The following is a 24,600-nucleotide window of genomic DNA, read 5'->3' as shown; positions in this document are numbered from 1 at the left end:
ATCACCTGAGTTTGTGTATACAAGCAACCGCTATTAATAACCTGGGTTTTGTGTATACAACCCACCACTTAAAATCATTTGCTGATTCGGAATAGGTAAATACTCATCACGACCTTTAGTGAAAACAGCATCGGCCAAATAAGGTTTGCGTAACGCTTCAATTGCTAAATAACTATCAATCGTTTCTTTCGCTATTCCCCAACGCACTAAGTCAAAAAAGCGATGTCCTTCAAGCCCTAATTCTAAACGTCGCTCAAAGCGCAATGCCTCTCTTGCTTGCTCTTTAGAAACAAAACTTGTATAAGAGCCAATATTATAAATACTGGCGTTGTGTAATTTACCGGTGCTATTTTTAGCGCGCTCACGAATGCGATTGATGATTGGCAATGCTTCGTCATACCGATCTAACTCAATTAACGCTTCTGCTTTCCAAAGTAATACATCAGCGTAACGAATGAGCGGTGTATTTAATGAAAAGATAGGAAATGGTCCATTCTGACCACGACAACTACAATCTGGGTGTTCAAGATCCTTCATCGCTGTAAAGTTGCCATATATCCCCGGAGCTCGAGCCCAACTATCACCGCCGTGGATCAAATTCTCGTCATATTTAAATGGTTTACCTTCCATCGCCACAGTATGATCTAGGCGAGGATCAACTGCATCGGTCACCTTGTCGTAATTGAAATCGTTAAAAGTGTCAAATAACGGTAAGCCTTGTTGATCTGTTTTAAACGCATTGACAAAATTTTCTGTTGGTACATGGAAACCACAGCAACCAAAGCCTCCAGCCAATGGGGCATTTAATGCACTAGGCCAGCTTCCACGTCCATCTGGCGAACCGTCATTTAAAGAACGCTGAATAGCGAATACTGATTCTTTGCCATTTTCACTTTCGAACAAAAAGTTATTCGCGTAATCATCAAATAAGCCATATACGCCCGCCTGTTCAATTTCATTAACAAGAGCGACCACTTTTACAAGTTTATCTTTATTAATATTGATAACTTGATGTAACTCATTCTGCTCATAAGCCTGGTAGAGTAATGTTTTAGCTAAATATGCCTTAGCAGATAACGCTGAAGCTCGCCCGACATCTTTTTGAGTTTGCGGTAAATGATTGGCAGCAAACTCAAAATCAGCAGCAATTTTATCCCATAACTCCTGATCGCTCAGATCACTATTAGTCGTGAGAAGTATCTGATCTTGTGTCATTGTTTCATCAATCCACGGGATATGTTTATGATGTATTTTTAAATCAAAGTAGAAAATACTGCGAATAAACCGCAGTTCGGATTGTTTTGCAGCACTGTCTTCAATTGCATCTGGCGCATTTGCGATTACCGCTAATGCTGAGTTGACTCTTGAAATACCGGTGTAATTACGTACCCATTTTTTGTTGTTCAAATCAATCAAATCTGGCGGGAATGACTCCATATCAGGCACTACAGGCTGATATAAAGACAAAGCATGATAAGCAAAAATATCACCAGGTCCATTACCGCCTTTATGGGCGTCTCCTGCGCGTAAATTCCCCGTAGGCCATAAAAAGTTAGGCGCGGTATAATGATCGTTACCTAGATATGAGTAGGCTGCGATGATCAACGCATCTACATTTTTACTGTTAGAAACTTGTTCTTCGGTCAATACCCCTGAAGGTGCAACATCAAGATCAGAACCACCACACGAAGCTAAAAAAAGAGCAAATGTAGTTGCTGAAAATAGCGTTTTTATTTTATTCATAATAAGTGCTCGTATCGTTTTTGTTTTAATAAATCAAAAAGTGAGGTTCACGCCTAACGTGAAACGTTTAGGATTTGGGAAGGTTCCGTTCGGAGTTTCAGGATCCTGAGTTAACGTCCCTGATGGCGTAATGGTCAATAAGTTACTTCCCTGAAAATAAATTCGTGCAGAACTTATACCGTAGTGACTTAACCACTGTTCATCGGGGGTATACCCTATAGATAAATTGCGCAATTTAAGATAGGTACCCTCTTCCCAAAATAAGCTTGATTGACGACCCTCACCATTGTTATCAATTGCAGTTAACGCAGGAACATCGGTATCAGTATTGCTGCTTGACCAAGCATTAAGAACACGATCGCCATAGTTAGAACCTATGTTGAGTGATGTAAAGTCTGTGAATCCACGCCAACCATTTCGAATTTGACCGCCTTTAACACCTTGCCAGAACATAGTGAAATCCCAGCTTTTGTATTTGAAGTTCATATTCATGCCATAGATAAAATCAGGATCGGTATCGGCAAAAAATGTTTGGTCGTTTTCATTAATAACACCATTGCCATCAAGATCCTGCCAACGAACTCTTCCTAAGCCAGCACCTGATTGAACAGCGTGAGCATCGATTTCACCTTGATTTTGAAATAAACCGTCGGCAACGTAGCCATAAACTGAATTAATAGAATGACCAACAATTGTCTTATCAGCGCCATTGCCGCCAAAGGAGTTAACAACATCTTTTGGAAGGGAAACAACTTTATTTTTAGCGGAAGAAACATTGAAGCTTATATCAACATCAATATCATCATCTAGGCTATCGAATGAAAGGTAATCTGCGTAGCCAATTATAAATTCGAAACCAGCGTTTTCTATTGTGCCACCATTAACCCACTGCTGAGCGCCTTCACCTAGCGTCGCAATAGGGTTGGTAAGAGTTAAGATATCTTCAGTGGTTTTTTCAAACCAATCAATGCTGCCGTAAATCGTGTCGTAATGCATTCCAAAATCAATGCCAATATTTTTTTGCGTTGAAGTTTCCCACTTTAAATCATCATTACCTGTTTGAGCTTTGACAAAACCTGAAGGTAAGGTGCCACCATTAGCGCCGCCGATATCATAAGCGGTGCCTTCATCTTGCTGATCAGTGAATAAAGACTGTGTTGCATAACGACTTAAATACGTTGTATATGTTGCATCTGTAGGAATTTCTTGGTTACCCGTTTTACCCCAACTAGCTCGTACTTTTAAGGTGCTTAAAAACTCGAAGTCATAAAATGATTCGTTGCTAATGACCCATCCCGCTGAAGCAGCTGGAAAATTACCGTAACTATTATTACTACCAAACCGAGATGAACCATCGCGACGAATTGTGAGTCCAGCGAGGTAGCGATCATCAAAGTTATAATCCATACGAGCAAAGTAAGAATCGAGTGTCCACTTATCACCATCACCTTCAACACGAACGTCTCCAGTTGCTTGCGATAAATGAGCATAATCACGATCATCAGAGGCAAAACCTGAACCAAAACCAACAGAGCCTTCATACTCATAATCGATTTGTTCTGTACCGGCTAAAAAGGTAAAACTGTGATTATCACCAACATCTAATTTATACTCTGCAGTGTTAGTCCAACTAAAACTACTATTCCAGTTTTCAGTAACTGAAAGTTGATCTCCGTAGTTTAATGAGCCAGCTTGAAACGCACGAGTATAGTTTCTGAAGTAGTATTGTCCGTAATCAAGTCCAACAGTACTTTTTAGCGTTAACCCATCAATTAATTCATATTCAAAAAAGATATTACCCATTAGTTTATTAAACCGACTGACATTATCGCGGTTCATTTCGATTATTCTAACTGGATTATCGCGGTCCGTGACACCAGGAACAGGGCCACCCCAGCCGCCTTCATCATTGTAAACGGGCACAATAGATTGTTGCTCTATTGCCAGCCCTAGAATTTCACTAGCTCTCGCATTGATGAGATTTGACTCTTGATTAGTAACAGTGAAGTTTTCGCCTATTTTTAATTTGTCGGTTAATTGGTAATCAGAATTAACTCGAAAACTAATTCGTTCAAATTCCGAACCATCAACAACACCTTCAGAATTGAAATAGCCTAAAGAAGTATAAATAGAGGCATTTTCTGAACCTCCTGATAAAGAAATGTTAAGGTCACTAACTTTAGCTGTACGGGTTACCTCATCAAACCAATTAGTGTCTGCAGGACGTTGCACTTGTTGAGGATCGGTATAAGTAGGTAAGATCACCGCGTTTAATTGGGGGTTACTGAAGTCACCATTCCAATCATAACGATATAGCGAACTGGCTGAATTTGGATTTGAACCATCATTAACAGCAGCTTGCCATACAGCTTGTCCACGTTGTTGGGTATTAAGCGGATTTAGATCATAGCTATAGTCATCTTGAGATTGGTTAGCAGAGAAATTAAAATCAAGTCCCTCATGACCTTTTTTCGTTGTGATGACTATCACGCCATTACCAGAACGTGCACCAAATATACTAGCAGCGGCTGCGTCTCGTAAAACCTGAATATCAGCAATATCATGGCTATTAAGTTCATGCATTCCTGACTTGGTAGGAATACCATCAATAACATATAGAGGGTCATTATTGCCTAATGGCCCTAAACCTTGGCCACGTATCCTTACCGTTGCAGTAGACTCCGGTGAACCATTAGTTGAAATTTGTAAGCCAGGTACTCTCCCCTGCAAGTTTTGCATTATATTACCCGAAGGCATATCAACTACATCGTCTAACTTAACAGAACTTACAGCACCTGTTAGGTCCTTTTTTTTAACACTGCCATATCCATAAGACACTTCGATAACTTCTATATCGTCATCCTCAGGAGGCTCTTGTACTTGTTCTTGTTGAGCTGCTAAAGAACTGTATGGCAAGAGCAAGCCTATTAATACAGCACTTACGCTCGCAGTAAGTGGCTTTTTACGAAACCTTTGCATTATGTGTGTCCCCAATTGATCAAATTAATTAATGTTGATATTACTCACTACAAATTAACAACGTTGTCTTTTTTTTGTTTTTAGGCTAGTTATCAAAGTCTACATATTAGAATATTTATTCAAATTCGAAGTAGCTTTTGCTGATTTAAACAACGTTGTCTTTTTAACATCAAAGAAACTAAGTTTCAACATATATTGCAAACTTTATGTATAATTCTATTTATTTTATTACCAAGATAGTCAATCTGTGCGGTTAGATAAACTCATTAATCTGCTTATGAGATAACGTTGAAGTTGCTCCGTGACATTGAGCTCACATAGCCCCAACCGCACATGCAAAATCAATCCCTTGCTGTGGTGATTTATTAAGACAAAGTTGATAACCAAGCGCCAATAAGAAGTAATATAGAGCAAAAACAGTGTTATAGACGTTTGTGGAATAACCTAAATTATAGTAATGCTTACCCTTAACCGGCAATAAATCGCTATGGCGCCGTTTAGTAACACATAAATAGTCTGTGTCTGTTTGGCTATAAATGCTCAGTTTTGTTCGAGTGATTGATATTGACTACCCCTTGATTGGTACAGGATCTTATAGCGACTTTGTTTTCGTGATCCTGGAGTATTTTTCAATAAACAAACTAATAACTATTGAATATTGTTAACAAGTCGGTATGACGCAGATGCAGTAATTGCCCTATATACGGCTAATAAACCACTTAACTTTGAAGTACCTGATTGGGTAAGATTTGAAAATGGACAAGCAATTATTTATTCCGACCAAAACGATAATAAACCAGATGTAAAATATTGAGCAAAAAGTGAAAATACATGGTTCTCTGACCAATACCCTGCGCAAGAAGGTGAATTTTTATGCAGGTAGGACTGCTAGCCCGCCGACGTAAACTCTCATGTTTGGTTGGGCAGCTCATAAGAATACACGCTCTAATATAGGCAATGCTGATTTTGGTGGTGACTTAGCAATATATAAAGCCTCAATGACTACGTTTCACTTTATCAATACATTTATTACGTTAAATACTATGAGAGCCTAGCGACTTACCGTAACTGCGACACTTAAACACATCAATACCAGATAATATGCCAACAAACTTTTGTGAGTCTTTAGTGGCGCCGCGCTTAGACCCGTCAGCAACTAAATAATTAACCTCAGCTTTATTCATCAATGGCGGGTAGTTGTCTTCAAGAACGTAATCCCGCCCCTACTTTGGCATTGAGCTTACCAATCAGTACTCGGCGCTTTACTGCTTTATAAACATGCACCCAATTATAGTGAACAGTCCCAGCACCAAACTAACCATTAATTAACTCAGCGATTTTTACACCATAGCCTTTTTAAACAGCTCAATTTTCAAAAATCATGGTTTTATTATGAGGCTCAAACTCAAACTATCTTTTGTCGTCATTCCACACCACCCAACTAGGCGGCTTAACAAATTCGCCTCAGGTAAAATGTCGATCAAGTTGAACTGAATATGCTTAAACTGGTGCCGAGTGAGTTTAAAGTTGATGTTTATCATTGGTTTATTATTTACAGACGTTACACTTGTTTCGCCAAAAAACCGGTTGCGATTCTTGTATTAACGAAATGTTGTGTGTATTGAAAGATAAAACCGACAGAAAAGCATTGAAACTAGTTGGCCGATTTTGTAAATATCAGCGTGACATCACCTTGTCCTAATTGTTGCGACAAGCCTGAAGTATCATCGATATGCCCAATACGCGTATATGAGTATGAGGTATTAACCTTCTTGTAGAATACAACCATAGTGCGAGAGCCCCACAGCATCAGATCGCCATTGTTGATCGTCACAGGTTGATACGGATCAGTTGATAATGATTTTGGTAACTCGGCATGCTTTTCGTTACTGTTAAGATCGTCCATGTCGAGAGTCAGTGGTAGCATGGCAGCAAATTCACGTGCTGCGCTGGTGTTGGCTAAGGTTGCTTTGAAACGATGATCTCCTATGGTTATCCACATATGCGAACTCTCCAGTTTAATGGCTGTGTGTTTAGTTGCGATAGGACTTGCCGTTAACTCAGTTGCATAGCTGCTATCGAGTGTTAAAAAAAACAGTACTAATAGCCCAATTGGTTTGATGAATGCTAAGCGCTGATGAGGTGCTATTATGAATAAGGTGTTGACCTTATGTATGTTGACAGCAACAGGGTTATTCATAATAGCGGCCTCGTAAATTTTATTGTTTGAATAGACGGATATATTTTAGTGTACTCGTGTGCGATAGGCTTGAAACGCCAGAAAAGCGCCAATGAGTAATACTGCTGCGCTTGCAATAAAAGTGCTTTGGTAGCCATCTGCATCGAAAAGTATTCCTCCGACAGTAGAGCCTAGGGCAATAGATAATTGCGCTACTGCCACCATCAAACCGCCACCGGCTTCAGCATTATTTGGCATCGCTTGCGCAAGCCAAGTCCACCACGCAACAGGTGCCGCGGTTGCAACCAGTCCCCACAGTGCAAGTAGTATTGCGACAATGAGTACATTGTTGCCGAAGGGGATCAGTGCGACGGCAATCATCGCCATAAAAGCAGGAATGCCGACAAGCAAACCATATAAAGTGCGTTTTAAGATTGTACTAATGATTAACGTGCCGATAAGCCCTGAAAATCCAATGGTAAGCAACAACAGAGATAATGTAGATACGCTGGTATGGGTGACAGTTTCAAGGAAGGGTCTCAGGTAAGTAAATAATGCAAACTGCCCCATAAAGAAAGCACCGCATCCAGCCATGCCATAGGCAACAGCACGATTTTTAAGTGCCTTAAGAATATTCTTGGAACCTGAAGAGCTCACCTCAGTTTTCATTGCAGGTAATGCCTGCCATTGCCATATCAAGGTAATGAGCGCGATAGGAATAAGCACTAAAAAGGTACCACGCCAGCCTATAAAAGAGCCTAAATAACTGCCCAATGGCGCAGCGATAACCGTTGCTAACGCATTACCTCCATTGAAAACAGCCAATGCTTTAGGGACTTTATTAGGCGGCACTAATCGAATAGCCATCGCAGCTGACATTGACCAGAATCCGCCAATGACTACGCCTAGGACTCCGCGACCAAGCATATAAGTTAGGTAGTTTGGAGCCAGCGCTACAATGGTTCCAGAGATCCCCATCAAAACAGTTAATATTAACATTAACTTTTTGCGGTCCATGGTGCCGATCAGCGTAGGAAGTAATAAGCTGGTTAGCACGGCAAAGGCGCCGGATATTGCAATACCTTGGCCAGCCATTCCTTCAGTGATCTGTAAGTCGCTGGCAATGGGAGTTAGCAGGCTAACTGGCATAAATTCGAAGGCGATAAGCGTGAATACGCATAAAGACATTGCAAAAACGCCACTCCAGTGAGCGGTAGTATTTGCCGTATCAGAGGGTGTTCCATCATAGGTATCAGATGTAGTGGATTTCATAGATTTTTTAGTTACGCCTCGGTTTTACAAAAGTGCTATGCGTGCTCAAATAGCCCACATGGTTTAGGAAATACTGCTTAGTTAACTAAATCGTAAGTGTGGGCATTAAACATGATGCGGATTGACTTCATTAGTTAATAGGGCAAAAGGTTTACCTTGTGCCCTTCTCATCTCACTTCAAATACCCCACTATTTATTAAGCGAGGTGTTGCTTGAAGAAGCTTGTGAGCTTCTCGAACGGAATGACATCCACTTGATCATATAAATCAACATGGCTTGCGCCTGGAATAACCATCAACTCTTTTGGTTCAGCCGCATTCTCATAGGCTGTTTTAGCCATGTAGAGCGAGTGGGCTTTTTCACCATGGATAAACAACACCGGACGAGGAGAAATCTCAGAAATATAGGTCAATAAAGGCATGTTCATGAACGACAATGGCGTCGTCTGTGACCAAGCGTTACCTGAGTTGACCGCACGTGGATGGTAGCCTCGTGGTGTCATGTAATAATCATGATAGTCGAGCATAAATTGCGATTCGCCGCCTTTTAACACGTTGTAAGACGGCTGATAGGCTGGTGTGCCTTTCTCTGCATCTTGCCAACGTTGCTGACTCAGTTGCTCTAGAGTTTGTGTGCGTTGTTCTAGGGTAACACTGTCGTTATAGCCTTTTGACATAACACGCGTCATATCATACATAGTGCTTGCTACAACGGCTTTAACACGTTTATCGACCGCGACGGCATTTAATGCCATACCGCCCCAACCACAAATGCCGATCATCCCGATGCGTTCACGATCCACATTGGCTTGCATACCAATACAATCTACCGCAGCGCTAAAGTCTTCCGTATTGATGTCTGGCGAGGCAATATTGCGAGGTTCGCCGCCACTTTCACCTGTGTATGAGGGGTCAAAAGCAAGGGTGACAAAGCCTTGTTTTGCCATTATTTGCGCATACAGACCCGATGATTGCTCTTTCACCGCACCAAAAGGGCCACCTACGACGATAGCAGGCAGCTTGCCAGTGCTGTTTTTCGGCTGATAAAGATCAGCGGCAAGGGTTATGCCATAGCGGTTTTTGAAAGTGACTTTTTTATGATCGACCTTGTCACTTTTAGCAAATTTTTTGTCCCACTCATCGGTTAGTGCAATTGATGATTGAGCAAAAGCTTGGCCAGTGGTTAGCGAGGCAACCCCTAGCGCAACAATACCTGCACCAGTCATCTTCATCATATTGCGACGTCCTTCATTAGGCATATCTTGTTCAGTAGTAATCTTGGTCGTTTCAGTATGTATATCCATGGTTATTCTCCGGACAAGTTAAAATTTTGGCTGAGACTGTTGAGCTCACGCTCACAAAACGGTAGTTAACATCACCTTTAAGTAATTGTTCATAGGCTGTATCTGATTTACCCAGCCTTGATTAATAGCGCTTAGATTGAGAGTCTTTCGAGGGTTTAGTTTTGCAGTTTTTGCGTATGTTTTGTTAGTAAGATCCTGCTAATTAATTGCTTGATACTCCAAAAAACTAGCATTTCACTTAATATAAGCACTGACTCAAGCGACTATTGAAAAATCAACATTCGCAAAGCTTTAATAACGGCTCAATAAGTGACCACTGGACAAAAGGTATAAACAGAGAGCTCGGTTGTACACCGACTGATCAAAGCAAGGTTACCGAACAAAAACGTTTTCGAGGTAGATTGCACTGGGCGAATCAAAAAATTATCTTGTATCGTCGATAAATGACAATTCGACTTTATCCTTAATACTGTTGAAGCTAGAGATCTCGTTGTTGTGCACTCATTGGCTCAATCAACAAAGCGACATATTGAGGCAATACGACAACGGGCAAAGACTGAAGTATCCAAATGAATTTAAAAATTACCCTCAAACAATGTCGAGCAGAAACTCATCGAGTAAGTGGCGCATGAGTCACTATTTTGATAACAAGAGAATAGATCCCAAGGAACAAATGCAAAGCACAGGTTAATTTGTAAAAGTGAGACTATTGGGCTTTCCATCCTCGAACAATTGAAATCCCAAACAGTTTAGTCATATTTTCAATGTTAAATGAACCGCCCCAATATTGGATTCAATCAGTCATAATGGAGGCATGATTAATCGTGAATTTTGACACCGAGACAAGCGCGAACAAATTCTGGGTCGAAGTGCTTGATAGCTTCACCAACGTAACCCAAATCTAGACTATTGATTTTGTCCATCTCATCAGCAGATAGCGTGAAATCCCAGACATTAAAATTCTCTTGAATTCTCTCTGGTTTAATCGATTTAGGGATTACAGTGACGCCACGTTGTACGTTCCAACGTAAAATGACTTGAGCAATAGTTTTACCGTGTTTTACTGCAATGCCCTGAAGCTTTTCATCTTCAAACGGTTTATGGCGACCGCCACCTAAGGGCGCCCATGCTTCTGGCTGCACATTGTAATACTTCATTGTTTCAATGGCCGCAGCTTGTGAAAAGTAAGGATGCATTTCTACCTGATTCACCACTGGGAGAACTTTGACCGTTTCACAAAAGTTGGTTAATACGTGAGCATAGAAATTAGATACACCAATAGATTTTAATTTACCTTGTTCGTACGCATCTTCCATTGCACGCCAAGCGCTAAAATAATCGCTCATAGCCTGATGAAGTAGATATAAATCGAAATATTCTAAGCCTGATTTTTTAAGTGATGCCTCAATGCCAACTTTCGCTGTATCGTAGCAGGCCATGTCTTGTACCCATAATTTTGAAGTAATAAATAACTCCTCACGAGTGCAGAGGCCGTGTTTAATTGCTTCACGTACAGCGTCACCTACGGCATCTTCATTGCCATAAACGGCTGCGGTATCAATAAGACGGTAGCCAACACGGATTGCATTGAGGATTGAATTTTTGCATTCTTCTTTATCGGTGACTTTAAAAACACCAAAGCCCAACATGGGCATTTTAGAGCCATTATTTAGTGTCGTATATTCCATAGTAGAACGCCTCCGTTGTGTTGGTTGTATTTTGATGAAAATGTATTTTATGCAGCCAATTATCTTGAACTAGTCTCTCTCAGAGTAGGTTAACAAATTACGGTATGTAATCGTTGCGATAGGGTTACTCGATATTGGCTAATAAAAATCGCCAATAATTAAACTTAAAATATTGGCGATTAATTGGCAGAGTTACAAAGATTGAGCCGTCGGTCTAAAAATAATTTCATTTACATCAACATACTCTGGTTGGCTAATTGCAAACGTAACCATATCTGCAAAGCTAGAAGCTGGGATCCCTACTTGGCCGACATAATCTTGGTTGGCACTTTGCACTTCTTTATCACTAATATGCTCAAGTAACTCAGTTTTGACGGCGCCAGGGCTAATTAAAGTCGTACGGATATTGTGTGGCGTGACTTCTTGTCTTAAACCATCGGTTAATGCGCGAACAGCAAATTTGGTTGCAGAATAGACCGATGATGCAGGGAAAATGAGATGAGCTGCGACCGATGCTGTGTTAATTATGTGTCCAGCTTTCTGTTCTATCATATGCGGCAGTGCAGCAGCGATACCGTATAGAACACCTTTTATATTAACATCAATCATCTGATCCCATTCATCCACTTTGACACTTTCAAACATCGAAAGAGGCATAACTCCAGCGTTGTTGATAAGAACATCAATGCGTCCGAATGTGTTAATTGCCGCATCAACTAAGTTTTTAACATCGTTTTTGTTGGTTACGTCAGTTGCCAGAGCGAGTGCTTCACCACCTTTTGCTTTAATCTCTGAAACCAATTGTTCTATGCGATCAGCGCGGCGAGCACCGAGAACGACTTTGGCTCCCATAGAAGCAAGGTGACGCGCTGCAGCTTCGCCCATACCGCTTGATGCTCCAGTAATTACGATGACTTTGTTCTCTACGTTATTGCTCATTTTAAATCCTTAACATTTGCAGTTTAAAAATTAGGGTTGTTGTTAATGTAAACTTGGTTCTCAACAGTAATAGCCAACGACCTCATGACCATAAGTAACCTGCTGTTGTGTATTAGCATTTCTAACGCGATAGCTGAATTTAACGATACCAGTACAATTTTATTAGCTAGCTGTCGCGTATTGCTCATTAACTACTTTTTTCTTTCCAGATAACATTTCCACCCTCTTTTTGAGGATGTAATAACAAGGTGTTTTATCGCAGCATCAGCTGTAGCCCCATGCCACTGTAATTCGTGACGTCATTTTCTGGGAATAACATATCGACGTTAACTTGGCCGCTAAAAAGGAGGTCTGGGCCTTGAAACGATTGATGGTCTTTTGAATGATTAGCTGTCTGTTCTGTATTAGTATCGGCTTCAGCATTGGCGGTCGATATCACTTCCAAACTATTGAGTAATTTAGCTTTTACAGTCGACGAAATATTTTTTTCATGAAATGGCCTCCTGATTAAACGATAGAATTAGGGTTAAATAAATCTTTGTCGAGTCTGTTATACCTTATTGAGTGTCAAGCACAGAGTTAAGTACTTGCAGTGCATTTGCGGCAATCTGAGGGCCGCAATATTTTTCAATAATGTGAATAAATTCGTTGAGCTGACTGACAGATACATGGTTATTCATACTAAAGGTGTAGTGAGCACTTAACTGGTTATTTACACCATTTAAATTAGCCAAAGCTGCTATTGTGGCAATTTCTCGCTGCTTCCAGCTTAAGGAATCTCGTTCGAAAATATCGCCGAACAGGTGAGCTTTCAGGTAAGTATCAATTTCAGGCGAGAATTCAAATAATGGCCCTTTAACTTCAGCACCAATTAGCTTGGTCTGGTTCTCAGTACCGAACTCGAGGCTGGTTCGGTCTGTAGGTAAAGGCTTAGGCTCAGAGCCGACAATGTCAGTCATGCCAGTTTTTTTCCGGTCATCCACAACACTCATAAACGCAGAAAGTCCATTTAAACTGCGGGGGAAGCCTGCATAGGCATACATCTGAACCAGAATTGCTTTAATTTCGTTGATCGTTAAGCCGGCATCCAAACCTTCATGTAAACTGACTTGTAACTTTTCTATATCACCGCTTGCAGTAAATGCCGCGATTGGAATAATGGCTTGCTCTGAAGGTTCAAGCGAGTCTGTTACTGACGCTATATTCATAAATAAAATCGCTGTTAAATTGATGGTAAGGAAAGAGACTTTTCTGAAAAATAATCAAATAAATCATCTAAGTTAGCTGCTCAATTTTGATGTGATTAACTTATCATTTATATTTGCTGAACTATTGCCTATAGTTTTTTTATCATTGCCTATTCCTGCATATAAAATAATATGGCAACTTTTGCCTCTATGAGTTAGCTTTGTTTTCAGTTTTGGCATTGAATAAGTGGTAATGTCGGTGGTTTGTGGTGGTCATTAATGTCATTGGCTGTTTTGGTCCTGGCAGAAGTACAATGCCTTAAGTGTGAACATCTATTTTTGCTAAGGTTTATAAAATCAGCGCTACTAGCCTAGCAATAGCTAAAGTTGCCTAATCATTTTATTTAAAAACGCCATCAGTCGGAGTCAATAGCACTTAATGGTAGTTAGTCTCTGTAAAATGAACAAAAATATAAACCGGTTGATGGATTTGATTTGTACTAATAGCCTAGTGCTTTAATCAGCGCGATTAGCTTATGCAAATTCCAAATGTTAAAACTAAACATTACGATATATATTGCCACTAGGATGATGATGAACGGTTCACAAAGTAGAGTTGCCAATACTGAAAAGCTGGCGAGACAAATTGATAAATGGATGGAAAAAGGCGTTAACCAGGTCGAGACTAAAATTCCAGGATTGAAATTAACCCGATGGCCATCTACTACCGCGCCAACGAGTTATATTCATCACCCGAGTGTTTGTTTAATTGCTCAAGGTAAGAAGCGTGTTCTATTAGGTGATGAAAGTTATATTTATGACGCCAATCATTTTCTTGTTTCATCTGTTGGCTTGCCGGTCATTGCTAATATTATGCAAGCAAGCGATGAGCATCCTTATCTCGGGCTGGTTATGGAGCTGGATCTACAAATTATTTCAGAGCTGATTGCTGAAAATAAGAATTTGTTTTCCTACGATAAAAAGACCACAAAAGGGATTGCCGTTGGACAACTTTCTGAGTCGCTATTAAACGCATTCACTCGACTAATAGATCTGTTGGATGAGAGCGATAATATAGGAGCTTTAGCACCCATAATTCAAAGAGAAATCTTCTTTCGTCTTTTGACAACAGAGCAAGGTATCCTGCTTAATCAAATCGTCACAACTCAGAGCCACAGCTACCAAATATCTAAAGCAATTGATTGGCTCAGAAATAACTTTTTTAAACCATTAAGCGTAAGTGATCTAGCCGATTACAGTGGAATGAGTCAATCTGCATTTTACAGTCATTTTCGTTCAGTGACGGCTATGACGCCTCTACAATTTCAGAAAAGTTTACGTTTGAATGAAGCTCGTCGTTTAATGTTAACCGAAAACTTAGATGCGACGACGACAACATACAAAGTTGGCTACGAAAGCCCCTCTCAATTCAGTCGAGAATACCGCCGTTTTTTTGGTGAGTCTCCATTAAAAGATACAAAAGCATTGCGCGAAACTGGACTGCCTCAAGAAGCAAAGGCTTAAAGAAAAAGAACCAAAAAGACTAGGTTTAACTTAACTTAACAATGTGCACTTCTTGCACTAACCTATTCTTTTTCAATGATAAAATTGGTTTTATTAATAGCGATATTCCCATATTTTGCTAGCCCACGATTGCTATTGACACATATTTTTAGCTTAACAAATCATACCAAACTCCCCCTCGGAAATAGAGAAACATCAACGTGCTCATAGTTACGCCAGTCGCCGCGCAAACTCAGCTTGTGACATCTTTAACGTTGGGAGAATAACATCGGGTGATGACGGCGTAAAAAGCTCTGTTGTCCGCAGCATATACTGAGCTTTTTTAGGTAATAGACGACAGTGCGCTGACTTTCACTCCCTCAAGGATAGTAAAGAGATGTTAGTATGGAAAATATGAGGCTACATGGATTTTCATTTTGTCAAAAATGTCGTTTTATTTTACCTCTCCTCGACACTCGAAAAGCTCAATACATGGGCTGTATCTGCATTAAAGAACGATGATAAATAATAGTGGGAATAATATTAATGGACCTCTCTGTATTAGACAAATTCTGGCAGCTAATTAACGAAAAATTACAAGGCTGGCTAGAAGCTGGCATTAAACACTTGCCAAACTTTATAGTCGCCTTTCTCTTAGCCATGTTTTTTGGCTTACTGGCTAAATATGTTGGTAGAGTCGTTCGAAAAGTGCTTCATAAAGCCTTAGAGTCTGAACAAATTGCCGATCTACTTTCATCAATAATCAAGATGCTGGTGTTGTTGACAGGGCTATTTATCGCTCTAGAGTTTTTGGGGTTAACCGGCACCGTAACGTCACTCTTAGCTGGCGCAGGTATTATTGGCCTAGCGCTTGGTTTTGCTTTTCAAGACATGGCAGAGAATCTTATTGCTGGTATTGCTATGGGTATTCGTAAGCCATTTCAAATTGGCGATGTGGTTGAGGCAGGAGATGTATTCGGCACAGTAAAAACCATTAATTTGCGTAACACATTAGTCGAAACGTTTTTTGGCCAAATAGAAGTGATTCCAAATAAAATCTTATTTCGAAACGTACTCACTAATTATACGGTTACAGGGGTCAGGCGAATCGAAGTGCCCGTTGGTATTTCTTACGCAGACGACCCACAAAAGGCCGCTGAAGCTATCGAAGAAGCGATAAACGCCTGTGATTTTGTTATCAAAAAAGAACAAACTGCCGTATTTGCTAAGGGGTTTGCAGACAGCAGTATAAACTTAGTGGTCTGGTTCTGGATCGATTACCCAGGCGACACTGGCTTTATGAAAGCTCGACATACTGCGGTGGTAGAAATTAAAAAAGCGCTAGAAAAAGCTGATATCTTAATTCCCTTTCCTATCAGAACATTGGATTTTGGCGCCAAAGGCGGTGAAAAGCTCAATACTATGTTGTCGGAAACAAAGTCAGAAGAAACGTCAGAAGAAAAATCAGCAGACTCACAGAAGTCATCATCGTCTGAAAATGAAAAGTAATCTCTGGGATTAGAGGCACTTTCATTAACTGAACGTCAGCTTGTCGCATCGGTCTAATTTAATTAGACTGCCAAAAATGTTGAAGGTCGGCAGATCGCTCCTGGCGTTCTGGAAAAAGAGCCGACCATCGGCTTTTGCTACGAGTACACTAATTCTTCCAGGCGGCTTGAAGGTCGGTAATACTGAGATAGCCGACGTTCAAGTTTTCTCTGGGATGTAAATATAAGCGCTCGAATAGGCTTATATTGACTCATCGAATGCGCACATTTGCCATTAATGATCCGACACATAGCATAACTGATCCAACATATAGCATTACTGATCCGACATATAACATAATTATTGGACTGAATACTTTCGAGAGTCCAGTGGTTCACTTAATCTTTTCCTGCCACACAGGAAAAACATATCAAGCGGTCAAAGATAAACTATTTTGCTGGCATTACAGCAAGTGGGTCAATGCCAACGTCACCGCTCATTTCAGCGCCAAGCAATTTACTGCCGCCTATGCGAGTCCCCTCACAACAAGATATCGCCTGGGGAATTAGCACCATCAAATTTGTTCTCTGGCCGCCGCATTCTTACAGAAAAGGGGGAAAACCAACATACCTGCCTAGCGCTCTTTAGTCGATTGACCAGATAAAATTGATACCTAGCACTAGCAAATCCTAACTGCCTAATCGATTGACTTGTTCCAACATAGGGTTCAATGACCCTCAAGCCAACACACCAGACCATGCTGAATCGATGAAGTATGTGCTTTTTTCTTTGGGCCATTTTTACACTACCAGCAGGAGCTCGGCGCTGTTTGCAACGCGGTAGTGTTGGCAAGCGAACAGACAGATCCCGCCAACGGACTGATAATACACCAAAGCTAGCGCCAACGGCATTTGCCCATCAGACTCGGAAGGAGCAACCATGACGACAATCACCACCATTAATCCCGCGACTGAAAAAGCAATCCATTCCTACGACATAATGACCGAAAAGCAGGCGACGGCTCGGCTTGAGTCCTGCCATGGGGCATTTCTGCAATGGCGTAAACTACCCCATCTGGAACGGGCCACCTATCTTAATAACATCGGTCAAAAACTACGTGACAATGCCGATGAATTGGCCGCCTTGATGACCAACGAAACCGGCAAACTCCTGAAAGATGGTCTTGTTGAGGTTCAACTCTGTGCTGCGATCTTAGATTACACCGCTGAAAATGGACCAGAAGCGCTGACTGATGAAGAGCGTGTGCAAGGACTCAACGGCAAACGCGGCGTCATCAGTTATCAGCCAATCGGCGTCATCTATTCAATCCAGCCTTGGAACTTTCCCCTTTACCAGCCGATCCGTGTGCTGGCAGCCAATCTGATGGCAGGTAATGGCTGTGTTCTGAAGCACGCCAGCATCTGCACTGGCTCCGGACTTCGTTTGCGTGAATTGTGTATTGAGGCCGGCTTGCCCGAGGACCTGTTCCAGGTTTTGGTGATCGATCACGACACCAGCGACAAGCTGATAGCCCATCCAATGGTCCGTGGTGTCACAATGACAGGTAGCGATGGCGCTGGGCGACACATCGGGGCTGTGGCCGCCAAAGAGTTAAAGAAGACAGTGCTCGAACTGGGGTCGAATGACGCTTATCTGGTGCTTGAGGATGCCGATGTTGAAACCGCCGTAAAATTTTCGGTTATGGGCCGACTTTACAACAACGGAGAGACCTGTGTTTCTGCCAAGCGGTTCATCGTGACCGATAAGGTCTATGACGCCTTTGTCGAGGCTTTCGTCGCTCAAATGCAAAAAATCAACATGGGTGACCCCATGGATAAAAATACCCAGCTTGGGCCGCTTTCCAGCCAGGAGCAGTTTGACACAGTTAAGGAGCAGGTGGACGCCAGCGTCGCCAAGGGTGCAAAAATCCTCTGCGGTGGCGAAGTGACAAAACGCACGGGTGCCTATTATCCCGCCACTGTGCTGGCAAATCTTACGCCCGGAATGCCAGCCTACGATGATGAAATCTTCGGACCGGTCGCGTCAATCATCCGCGCCATTGATGATGAGGACGCCATGCGACTGGCTAATGAAAGCCGCTATGGACTTGGCGGAGGGATCTTTTCAAAGGATGAGGAACGAGCCCTCAAACTGGCGCGCAATGACTTCGACACAGGCATGATCCGCATTAATTCGTTTGGGGCTGCTGATCCGAATATGCCATTTGGCGGGGTCAAGAATTCCGGATACGGACGTGAACACGGTGGTTTTGGCATCAAGGAGTTCGTCAACGTAAAGTCGATTTTCCTGCCCTGACCTGGCTTTACACCCACAATTTCGCCCATTTCATTCAACATTAAGGATTTCTCTATGAGTATGAACATTCTTGTCGCCGGTGCCACCGGTAAAACAGGCCAGCTTCTGGCCCAGTACCTTATAGATCAGGGCCATAAGCCGATAGCGCTGGTTCGCGAAAGTTCGGATACCAGTTCTTTGCCCCAAGGTGTAGACCTGCGCCATGGTGACCTGACCGACCTGGAAACCGGCCTGTGCGACTGCATGGACGTGGTGATCTTTGCCGCAGGTTCAGGAGGAAGCACCGGCCCTGAAATGACCAAAAAAGTGGATCGGGACGGCGCGAAGCGACTGATTGATCAAGCGAAAGAATCAGGCGTAAAGCGTTTCGTGATGCTCAGCTCGATCGGCGCAGATCAATCCAACCCTACCGGCGACATGGCCCCTTACCTGAATGCCAAACACGAAGCGGACGAATACCTCAAGGCTTCCGGAGTAACTTACTCGATCCTGCGCCCTGTAGCACTGACCAACAAGGGCCGCAGCACGGATGTGATCCTGGGTGACAATGTCGACAAATCGGCCAAGGCGTCTCGAGCAGATGTCGCCCACGTACTGATGGAGGCCGCCACTACAGGCCGTTACGACGGTATGACGCAGAATATGCAGTCAGCCTAACCCTAATGTCTCTGGCGTAACATTAAGCTTGGAACCGTTAACGTATGAAATTCAATCATTCATTTCAACAGGAGAAAATCCATGTCAGAGATCAATAGCAAAGTCGTTATCATTACCGGTGCCAGAAGTGGTCTGGGTAAAGCCACAGCACTACGCCTGGCAAAAGGTGGCGCCAAACTGGTGCTTGCTGCCCGCCGCGAGGAACGCCTTGTGGAGCTGCGTGACACGATCAAGGATCAGGGTGGTGAAGCTATTTATCAGGTTACCGACGTCACTGACCGCGCTCAGGTCGAGTCGCTGGCCAAAGCGGCGAAGGAAGCTTACGGCCGCATCGACGTGCTGGTCAACAACGCTGGTCTGATGCCGCTATCGCCCCTCGATGAACTCAAGGTCGACGAATGGGAGAAAATGATTGATGTCAATATCAAAGGCGTTCTCTACGGCATTGCCGCGGTGCTGCCGACCATGCGCGAGCAGCATGTCGGCCACATTATTAATCTCTCGTCAGTAGCTGGGCATAAGGTCTTTCCGGCATCCGCCGTTTATTCCGCTACCAAGTTTGCCGTCAAGGCGCTATCAGAAGGCATTCGTCAAGAAGGCAATGGGGAAATCCGCTCCACCAATATTTCGCCTGGTGCCGTAGCGACCGAGCTGACCAGTAAAATCAGCGACCCCGATACAGCCAAGGGTGTTGATGAAATGTATGAGATGGCCATTAACCCAGATGCGATTGCACGAGCAATTGCTTATGCCATCGAGCAGCCGGCAGATGTTGATGTCAACGAGATTATCATTCGCCCCACTAGGCAGCCACTGTAAGCGCAAAGCCACTCTATTGGACAGGAGCAAGATGCAAACTGGCATGATAAAAATCACAGCTGCTTAGGTCTGCTGTTGAACCAGTTACATTGTAAGCCAACACAAGAGAGCGATTTTTAGCATGCGGGCTCAAACGGATTGTCGGGCCAGAGGAAAAAATGCTAGATCGGAAGGATCCCTTGCTTGAGTGCTTATGTTGTCATTTCTCAGCAAATCCTTTTTGCTCTTCGGTCTCTGTGTCGCTATTTTAGATAGCAGATAAAACATAAGAGCCTAGCAACTAGGGAATAAGCCGTCAGAGTGAAGTAAATAACAATTTACTTCACTCTTTTTATCATTCTTGGTGAATTATCCTGAGGAGAAGCAAACGATGAGTATTAATTATGACTGACAAAATATTAAAAATTTCAGATGAGTTTTGGAATATTCGTGGTGAGTTTAAGATTTTCGGTTTACTAAATATTGGAACACACGCTTCTTTAGTAAAGCGCGGTAACGGCAAGTTTGTTTTGCTCGACGCTTATGAAATGCAAGACGACATTAAACAGCAAGTCGATTCGCTGACCAACAATGGAGTCGACATTGAAGCGATTATTAACTTGCATCCATTCCATACAGTGCATATTGAAAAAATACATGGCGATTATCCACACGCAAAACTCTATGGAACGCAGCGCCATATCGATAAATTACCCAACCTAACATGGCAAACAGAGTTAACCAATTCAAACGAGTTTGCTGCTTTGTTTTCAGAGGATTTTGAATTTTCAGTGCCCCGCGGGGTCGATTTTATTTCCAAAAACGAGCACCTACATTTTTCATCGGTGCTTGCTTACCACAAAGAGTCAAAAACCATTCACGTTGACGACACGTTAATGTACTTTCAATTACCCGGTTTACTCCGTTTTTTAAAAAGTCCAGAATTGGCTTTTCATATGACACTGTCGAAAACATTGGAACGACGCAAAGGCGCTGCTGATGATTTTCGGCATTGGGTCGCGGATCTAGCGGAGCAATGGAGCGGTGCTGAAGTATTATGTGCGGCTCATTCGTCAACATTGTTTATTAAAAACCAATCGCCATCAATTGCGGCGATGATCATGACAGCATTGGAACGGGTAGAATTAACCTTAAAACATCATGAAAACAAGTTTGGTTAGCCCTTCTCGTCGTTATATTACAGTTCAAACTGAGTTAGGCGTCCAGAAATTAGCGTGATCAGAGCCGATGAAATGTCACGTTCGGATCTGCAACCATCGAACACTCCAGGACCAGTGAACTGTGCTTAGCGACAAAACCTCTCGGTGGCGTTTGTATTTTTGAAGCCTTGTGGGAGTTGTCTGCAAAACAAAATTTGTAAAAAATAAACTCTCAAAGCACCATAAGCACTGTGAGAGTTTATAAAAAAACGTACAGCATATTAACTTCTCAATTAACATGCTGTACGTTCATTTGGCATTGGGTCAAATGGAGCGATCTATTTTTGCGGGTGCTTAAAACATCGACACAAAAAATGCGCTGAAACAAATTGCGATTACAACTGTTGTGCCTAAAGCCATTTTTAATTCTGTAGTCATTGTCTTGCCTCCAAATGTGTATACTGCAAGAATAACGCTTTTTATGAGTTAACCCAAAAAATATCCTCACAAATGTGAGCTAAAGCAAAATTTTATGGGTATTAACCGCCAGACTTTTCATTAGCATCTGAGCTTGATACAGTCAGATAAATTTTTAATAAGAGAGTATATCATGTCACAACTACTTCATACGATGATCCGCGTAGGCAATTTAGATCGCAGCATCACTTTTTATACTGATGTAATGGGGATGAAATTACTGCGTAAATCAGAAAACCCAGAATACAAGTACACGCTTGCCTTTGTCGGTTTTGGCGAAGAAACCACAGGCCAAGCTGTGATTGAATTAACCTATAACTGGGGTGTCGACAGTTACGATTTAGGTAATGCTTTTGGTCATTTAGCCATTGGCGAAGAAGATATCTATGCCCGCTGCGATGCAATTACTGCAGCAGGAGGTAAAGTCACCCGAGCACCAGGGCCGGTTGCAGGCGGAAGCACTGAAATCGCTTTTGTTGAAGATCCTGATGGATATAAAATTGAATTAATTCAGAAAAAGTCAGCAACTGCAGCTTTAGGTTAATACGGTACGTCTTAGTATTGGTGATAAGTAAAAATAGCAAAAGCCAGCGAATTGCTGGCTTTTTTGTTAGCTGCAATAGCATGCAGCGGATAATATGCTGATAAACAATTGATTAAAAAATTTGGGGCTAATCTTATACCCAAAACACAAACCAAAATTAATGATTCAACGTTAACCCATCGAGACTGACTATTCTGGCTTTAGCAAACTAAAGTGATCGTAGGCACGCTGGGAGGCTATTCGTCCTCTAGGTGTGCGCTGAATAAAGCCTTGTTGAATTAAAAAAGGCTCCAATACATCTTCAATCGTTTCTCTATCTTCACCTATCGCGGCAGCAAGGTTATCTAATCCTACTGGACCACCCATAAATTTATCAATAATTGCCAGCAAGAGTTTACGGTCTAAGTAATCGAAACCTTGCTCATCAACATCAAGCAAATCAAGTGCATATTCGGCCACTTTTTGGGTGACTTTGCCATCATGTTTAACTTCCGCATAGTCGCGAACGCGGCGTAATAAACGGTTAGCAATTCGCGGTGTGCCTCGTGAACGTTTGGCAATTTCAATCGCACCTTGCTGATCAATCTCAAGCTCCATCACATTCGCTGAGCGTGTCACGATAGTGGTAAGATCTTTAACATTATAAAACTCTAAACGCAGTGGAATACCAAAGCGCGCCCGCAGTGGTGATGTTAGTGCTCCAGCTCGAGTGGTCGCCCCAATAAGCGTGAATGGCGGTAAATCTAACTTAATCGAACGTGCTGCGGGGCCTTCACCAATCATAATATCCAGTTGGTAGTCTTCCATCGCCGGATAAAGAATTTCTTCAACCACAGGGCTTAACCGATGTATTTCATCGATAAACAGTACATCACCCTCTTCAAGATTCGTTAACAAGGCCGCTAAATCGCCGGCTTTTTCGAGCACGGGGCCAGAAGTGGATTTGATGTTCACCCCCATCTCATTGGCGACAATCATTGCTAAGGTTGTTTTACCTAAACCTGGAGGGCCAAAAATCAGCATGTGATCAAGGGCCTCGCGGCGATTAATCGCAGCTTGTATAAAAACCTTAAGCTGGGCACGAGTGTCATCTTGACCAGTATACTCATCCAACATTTTAGGGCGCATAGCACGATCAATCAGTTCATCTTGACCTTGTACTTGCGGCTGGATCAGGCGATCAGCTTCAATCATTTTTACGTACCCTGTTTATGCATATCATACTTATAACATTGATTTTAAAGCAGCTTTAATTAACGTTTCAGAACTCATACCTTGCTTAAAAGCGGCAGAAACCGACTTACTGGCCTGAGCGGGCTTGTAGCCTAAAGATAATAAGGCAGAAATAGCATCTTCTTCAGCGCTTTCAGCTGCTGGCGCGGGGGTGTAATTACTCTGTAGCATAAACTCGCGCTCAGAACCGGCAGAAGCTTCAAGCAAACTTTTAAGCTTATCGCGCATTTCAATCACTAAACGTTCAGCCGTTTTCTTACCCACTCCAGGTAATTTCACTAAGGTGGCAATATCATCGCGTTCAACACATGATACAAACTCAGATGCAGTCATACCTGATAAAATCGTTAACGCCAACTTAGGGCCGACACCATTAGTTTTAATCAGTAAACGAAATAACGCCCGTTCTTGTTTGGTGATAAAACCATAAAGCAACTGAGCGTCTTCGCGCACCACAAAATGGGTGAATAACATGGTAGCTTGATTTAACGCAGGTAATTCATAAAAACTGGTCATCGGCACTTGTAATTCATAGCCTACACCATTAACGTCTAGCACCACTTCAGGCGCTTGCTTTTCAACTAAAATACCGCTTAATCGACCTATCATTTGTATCTTCCATATGTTCTGCTGCTAGCTTTACCGCCCATAGCGATAAGACTTTGATAAGTATGAAAATGACATATTGCTACTCCTAATGCATCGGCCGCATCAGCTTGTGGTGAAGCTGGTAGCTTAAGTAATTGTTTCACCATATGTTGTACTTGCGTTTTTTGAGCTCTGCCAGTGCCAACTACGGCACTTTTTATTTGTGTTGCACTGTATTCTGCAACCGGTAAACCAGCACAGGTTGCAGCAACAATCGCCGCACCTCTCGCTTGGCCCAGTTTAAGGGCAGAATCCGCATTCTTGGCCATAAACACCCGCTCGATAGCAAACTCGTCGGGCTGATATTGGGTAATGATTTCACATAAGCCAGCATAAATTTGCTGTAAGCGTTGCGGTAACTCATCGGCGGATGTTCGAATACAGCCACTACCAAGATAAATCTGTTGACGGCCTTGGCATTGGATCACCCCATAACCGGTAATACGTGAACCCGGGTCAACACCTAAAATAATGGCCATTGATGCC

At 42.4% G+C, this 24,600-nt stretch carries 21 protein-coding genes; 7 read left to right on the top strand and 14 right to left on the bottom strand.

Translation table 11 applies throughout. The features are described from left to right. Positions 1-33: 33 nt before the first annotated feature. From H5114_RS18035 to H5114_RS17990, 10 genes are all read right to left on the bottom strand, one after another. A complete protein-coding gene (locus H5114_RS18035) occupies positions 34-1,743 on the bottom strand; it encodes a RagB/SusD family nutrient uptake outer membrane protein (RefSeq protein ID WP_182698579.1) in 1,710 nt (569 codons plus the stop codon). Positions 1,744-1,776: 33 nt separating this feature from the next. Beyond that, complete coding sequence (locus tag H5114_RS18030) at positions 1,777-4,722, bottom strand: SusC/RagA family TonB-linked outer membrane protein (protein ID WP_182723680.1); 2,946 nt, start codon at positions 4,720-4,722, stop codon at positions 1,777-1,779. A gap of 1,034 nt (positions 4,723-5,756) precedes the next feature. Beyond that, complete coding sequence (locus tag H5114_RS18025) at positions 5,757-5,906, bottom strand: hypothetical protein (protein WP_182698577.1); 150 nt, start codon at positions 5,904-5,906, stop codon at positions 5,757-5,759. A gap of 470 nt (positions 5,907-6,376) precedes the next feature. Further along, positions 6,377-6,922 carry a cyclophilin-like fold protein gene (locus tag H5114_RS20430; protein ID WP_220492610.1) on the bottom strand — a complete coding sequence of 182 codons (546 nt, stop codon included), beginning with the start codon at positions 6,920-6,922 and terminating at the stop codon, positions 6,377-6,379. A gap of 45 nt (positions 6,923-6,967) precedes the next feature. After that, positions 6,968-8,173 (bottom strand): MFS transporter, encoded by a 1,206-nt coding sequence (locus tag H5114_RS18015; protein WP_182698576.1) that lies wholly within the window; start codon positions 8,171-8,173, stop codon positions 6,968-6,970. Between the two features lie 196 nt (positions 8,174-8,369). Beyond that, positions 8,370-9,476 (bottom strand): alpha/beta hydrolase, encoded by a 1,107-nt coding sequence (locus tag H5114_RS18010; RefSeq protein WP_182723679.1) that lies wholly within the window; start codon positions 9,474-9,476, stop codon positions 8,370-8,372. Positions 9,477-10,294: 818 nt separating this feature from the next. After that, positions 10,295-11,164: an aldo/keto reductase gene (locus tag H5114_RS18005; RefSeq protein ID WP_182723678.1), complete on the bottom strand. Its 870-nt coding sequence runs from the start codon at positions 11,162-11,164 to the stop codon at positions 10,295-10,297. A gap of 192 nt (positions 11,165-11,356) precedes the next feature. Beyond that, entirely contained in the window at positions 11,357-12,103 is a 747-nt protein-coding gene (locus H5114_RS18000) for an SDR family oxidoreductase (RefSeq protein WP_124018195.1), read from the bottom strand. A gap of 253 nt (positions 12,104-12,356) precedes the next feature. Next, positions 12,357-12,542 carry a hypothetical protein gene (locus H5114_RS20425; RefSeq protein WP_207891334.1) on the bottom strand — a complete coding sequence of 62 codons (186 nt, stop codon included), beginning with the start codon at positions 12,540-12,542 and terminating at the stop codon, positions 12,357-12,359. Between the two features lie 118 nt (positions 12,543-12,660). Further along, positions 12,661-13,311, bottom strand: a complete 651-nt coding sequence (locus H5114_RS17990; protein WP_124018194.1) for a carboxymuconolactone decarboxylase family protein — start codon at positions 13,309-13,311, stop codon at positions 12,661-12,663. A gap of 573 nt (positions 13,312-13,884) precedes the next feature. Here H5114_RS17990 and H5114_RS17985 point away from each other — a divergent pair. After that, positions 13,885-14,814: an AraC family transcriptional regulator gene (locus tag H5114_RS17985; RefSeq protein WP_124018193.1), complete on the top strand. Its 930-nt coding sequence runs from the start codon at positions 13,885-13,887 to the stop codon at positions 14,812-14,814. A 525-nt stretch (positions 14,815-15,339) separates the two neighbouring features. After that, positions 15,340-16,302: a mechanosensitive ion channel family protein gene (locus H5114_RS17980; protein WP_124018192.1), complete on the top strand. Its 963-nt coding sequence runs from the start codon at positions 15,340-15,342 to the stop codon at positions 16,300-16,302. A 428-nt stretch (positions 16,303-16,730) separates the two neighbouring features. Here the strand turns inward: H5114_RS17980 and H5114_RS20575 are convergent, their stop codons facing one another. Further along, positions 16,731-16,856: a hypothetical protein gene (locus H5114_RS20575; protein WP_259395335.1), complete on the bottom strand. Its 126-nt coding sequence runs from the start codon at positions 16,854-16,856 to the stop codon at positions 16,731-16,733. A 364-nt stretch (positions 16,857-17,220) separates the two neighbouring features. On the opposite strand from H5114_RS20575, the gene H5114_RS17975 reads away from it, so the two are divergent. The 5 genes from H5114_RS17975 to gloA all read left to right on the top strand — a co-directional run bounded on the left by H5114_RS17975 (position 17,221) and on the right by gloA (position 22,233). Beyond that, positions 17,221-18,597, top strand: coding sequence for an NAD-dependent succinate-semialdehyde dehydrogenase (locus H5114_RS17975; protein ID WP_182723677.1), 1,377 nt, complete (start codon positions 17,221-17,223; stop codon positions 18,595-18,597). Positions 18,598-18,651: 54 nt separating this feature from the next. Next, a complete protein-coding gene (locus tag H5114_RS17970) occupies positions 18,652-19,254 on the top strand; it encodes an SDR family oxidoreductase (RefSeq protein WP_207891333.1) in 603 nt (200 codons plus the stop codon). An 81-nt stretch (positions 19,255-19,335) separates the two neighbouring features. Continuing rightward, positions 19,336-20,073, top strand: coding sequence for an SDR family oxidoreductase (locus H5114_RS17965; protein ID WP_182723676.1), 738 nt, complete (start codon positions 19,336-19,338; stop codon positions 20,071-20,073). A gap of 383 nt (positions 20,074-20,456) precedes the next feature. Next, entirely contained in the window at positions 20,457-21,233 is a 777-nt protein-coding gene (locus H5114_RS17960) for a hypothetical protein (protein WP_182698569.1), read from the top strand. A 589-nt stretch (positions 21,234-21,822) separates the two neighbouring features. Further along, positions 21,823-22,233, top strand: a complete 411-nt coding sequence (gene gloA / locus H5114_RS17955) for a lactoylglutathione lyase (RefSeq protein WP_124018189.1) — start codon at positions 21,823-21,825, stop codon at positions 22,231-22,233. Between the two features lie 189 nt (positions 22,234-22,422). Here gloA and ruvB read toward each other — a convergent pair whose 3' ends face one another. Genes ruvB through ruvC form a run of 3 tightly spaced genes read right to left on the bottom strand, consistent with a single transcriptional unit; the run spans position 22,423 to position 24,593 of the window. After that, on the bottom strand, positions 22,423-23,427 hold the full coding sequence (gene ruvB, locus H5114_RS17950) for a Holliday junction branch migration DNA helicase RuvB (protein WP_124018188.1): 1,005 nt from the start codon (positions 23,425-23,427) through the stop codon (positions 22,423-22,425). Between the two features lie 30 nt (positions 23,428-23,457). Continuing rightward, positions 23,458-24,075 carry a Holliday junction branch migration protein RuvA gene (gene ruvA / locus H5114_RS17945; RefSeq protein ID WP_124018187.1) on the bottom strand — a complete coding sequence of 206 codons (618 nt, stop codon included), beginning with the start codon at positions 24,073-24,075 and terminating at the stop codon, positions 23,458-23,460. Then, positions 24,072-24,593, bottom strand: a complete 522-nt coding sequence (ruvC, locus tag H5114_RS17940) for a crossover junction endodeoxyribonuclease RuvC (RefSeq protein WP_124018186.1) — start codon at positions 24,591-24,593, stop codon at positions 24,072-24,074. Before ruvC ends, ruvA begins: the two co-directional genes overlap by 4 nt. Positions 24,594-24,600: the final 7 nt, after the last annotated feature.

Source organism: Shewanella sp. SR43-8 (assembly GCF_014163775.1).
Lineage (GTDB): Bacteria > Pseudomonadota > Gammaproteobacteria > Enterobacterales > Shewanellaceae > Shewanella > Shewanella vesiculosa.
Note: the sequence above shows the minus strand (reverse complement) of the source record. Positions and strands in the feature narration are given on the sequence as shown.

What these genes read in the sequence shown, in the direction of transcription:
- ruvC (WP_124018186.1), bottom strand. Translation starts at nt 24,593, where the DNA reads ATGGCCATTATTTTAGGTGTTGACCCGGGTTCACGTATTACCGGTTAT.
- ruvB (WP_124018188.1), bottom strand. Translation starts at nt 23,427, where the DNA reads ATGATTGAAGCTGATCGCCTGATCCAGCCGCAAGTACAAGGTCAAGAT.
- H5114_RS18010 (WP_182723679.1), bottom strand. Translation starts at nt 9,476, where the DNA reads ATGGATATACATACTGAAACGACCAAGATTACTACTGAACAAGATATG.
- gloA (WP_124018189.1), top strand. Translation starts at nt 21,823, where the DNA reads ATGTCACAACTACTTCATACGATGATCCGCGTAGGCAATTTAGATCGC.
- ruvA (WP_124018187.1), bottom strand. Translation starts at nt 24,075, where the DNA reads ATGATAGGTCGATTAAGCGGTATTTTAGTTGAAAAGCAAGCGCCTGAA.
- H5114_RS17970 (WP_207891333.1), top strand. Translation starts at nt 18,652, where the DNA reads ATGAGTATGAACATTCTTGTCGCCGGTGCCACCGGTAAAACAGGCCAG.
- H5114_RS17990 (WP_124018194.1), bottom strand. Translation starts at nt 13,311, where the DNA reads ATGAATATAGCGTCAGTAACAGACTCGCTTGAACCTTCAGAGCAAGCC.
- H5114_RS18035 (WP_182698579.1), bottom strand. Translation starts at nt 1,743, where the DNA reads ATGAATAAAATAAAAACGCTATTTTCAGCAACTACATTTGCTCTTTTT.
- H5114_RS17975 (WP_182723677.1), top strand. Translation starts at nt 17,221, where the DNA reads ATGACGACAATCACCACCATTAATCCCGCGACTGAAAAAGCAATCCAT.
- H5114_RS17980 (WP_124018192.1), top strand. Translation starts at nt 15,340, where the DNA reads ATGGACCTCTCTGTATTAGACAAATTCTGGCAGCTAATTAACGAAAAA.
- H5114_RS17960 (WP_182698569.1), top strand. Translation starts at nt 20,457, where the DNA reads ATGACTGACAAAATATTAAAAATTTCAGATGAGTTTTGGAATATTCGT.
- H5114_RS18030 (WP_182723680.1), bottom strand. Translation starts at nt 4,722, where the DNA reads ATGCAAAGGTTTCGTAAAAAGCCACTTACTGCGAGCGTAAGTGCTGTA.
- H5114_RS18005 (WP_182723678.1), bottom strand. Translation starts at nt 11,164, where the DNA reads ATGGAATATACGACACTAAATAATGGCTCTAAAATGCCCATGTTGGGC.
- H5114_RS18025 (WP_182698577.1), bottom strand. Translation starts at nt 5,906, where the DNA reads ATGAATAAAGCTGAGGTTAATTATTTAGTTGCTGACGGGTCTAAGCGC.
- H5114_RS17965 (WP_182723676.1), top strand. Translation starts at nt 19,336, where the DNA reads ATGTCAGAGATCAATAGCAAAGTCGTTATCATTACCGGTGCCAGAAGT.
- H5114_RS20430 (WP_220492610.1), bottom strand. Translation starts at nt 6,922, where the DNA reads ATGAATAACCCTGTTGCTGTCAACATACATAAGGTCAACACCTTATTC.
- H5114_RS17985 (WP_124018193.1), top strand. Translation starts at nt 13,885, where the DNA reads ATGAACGGTTCACAAAGTAGAGTTGCCAATACTGAAAAGCTGGCGAGA.
- H5114_RS18015 (WP_182698576.1), bottom strand. Translation starts at nt 8,173, where the DNA reads ATGAAATCCACTACATCTGATACCTATGATGGAACACCCTCTGATACG.
- H5114_RS18000 (WP_124018195.1), bottom strand. Translation starts at nt 12,103, where the DNA reads ATGAGCAATAACGTAGAGAACAAAGTCATCGTAATTACTGGAGCATCA.
- H5114_RS20575 (WP_259395335.1), bottom strand. Translation starts at nt 16,856, where the DNA reads ATGGTGCTAATTCCCCAGGCGATATCTTGTTGTGAGGGGACTCGCATA.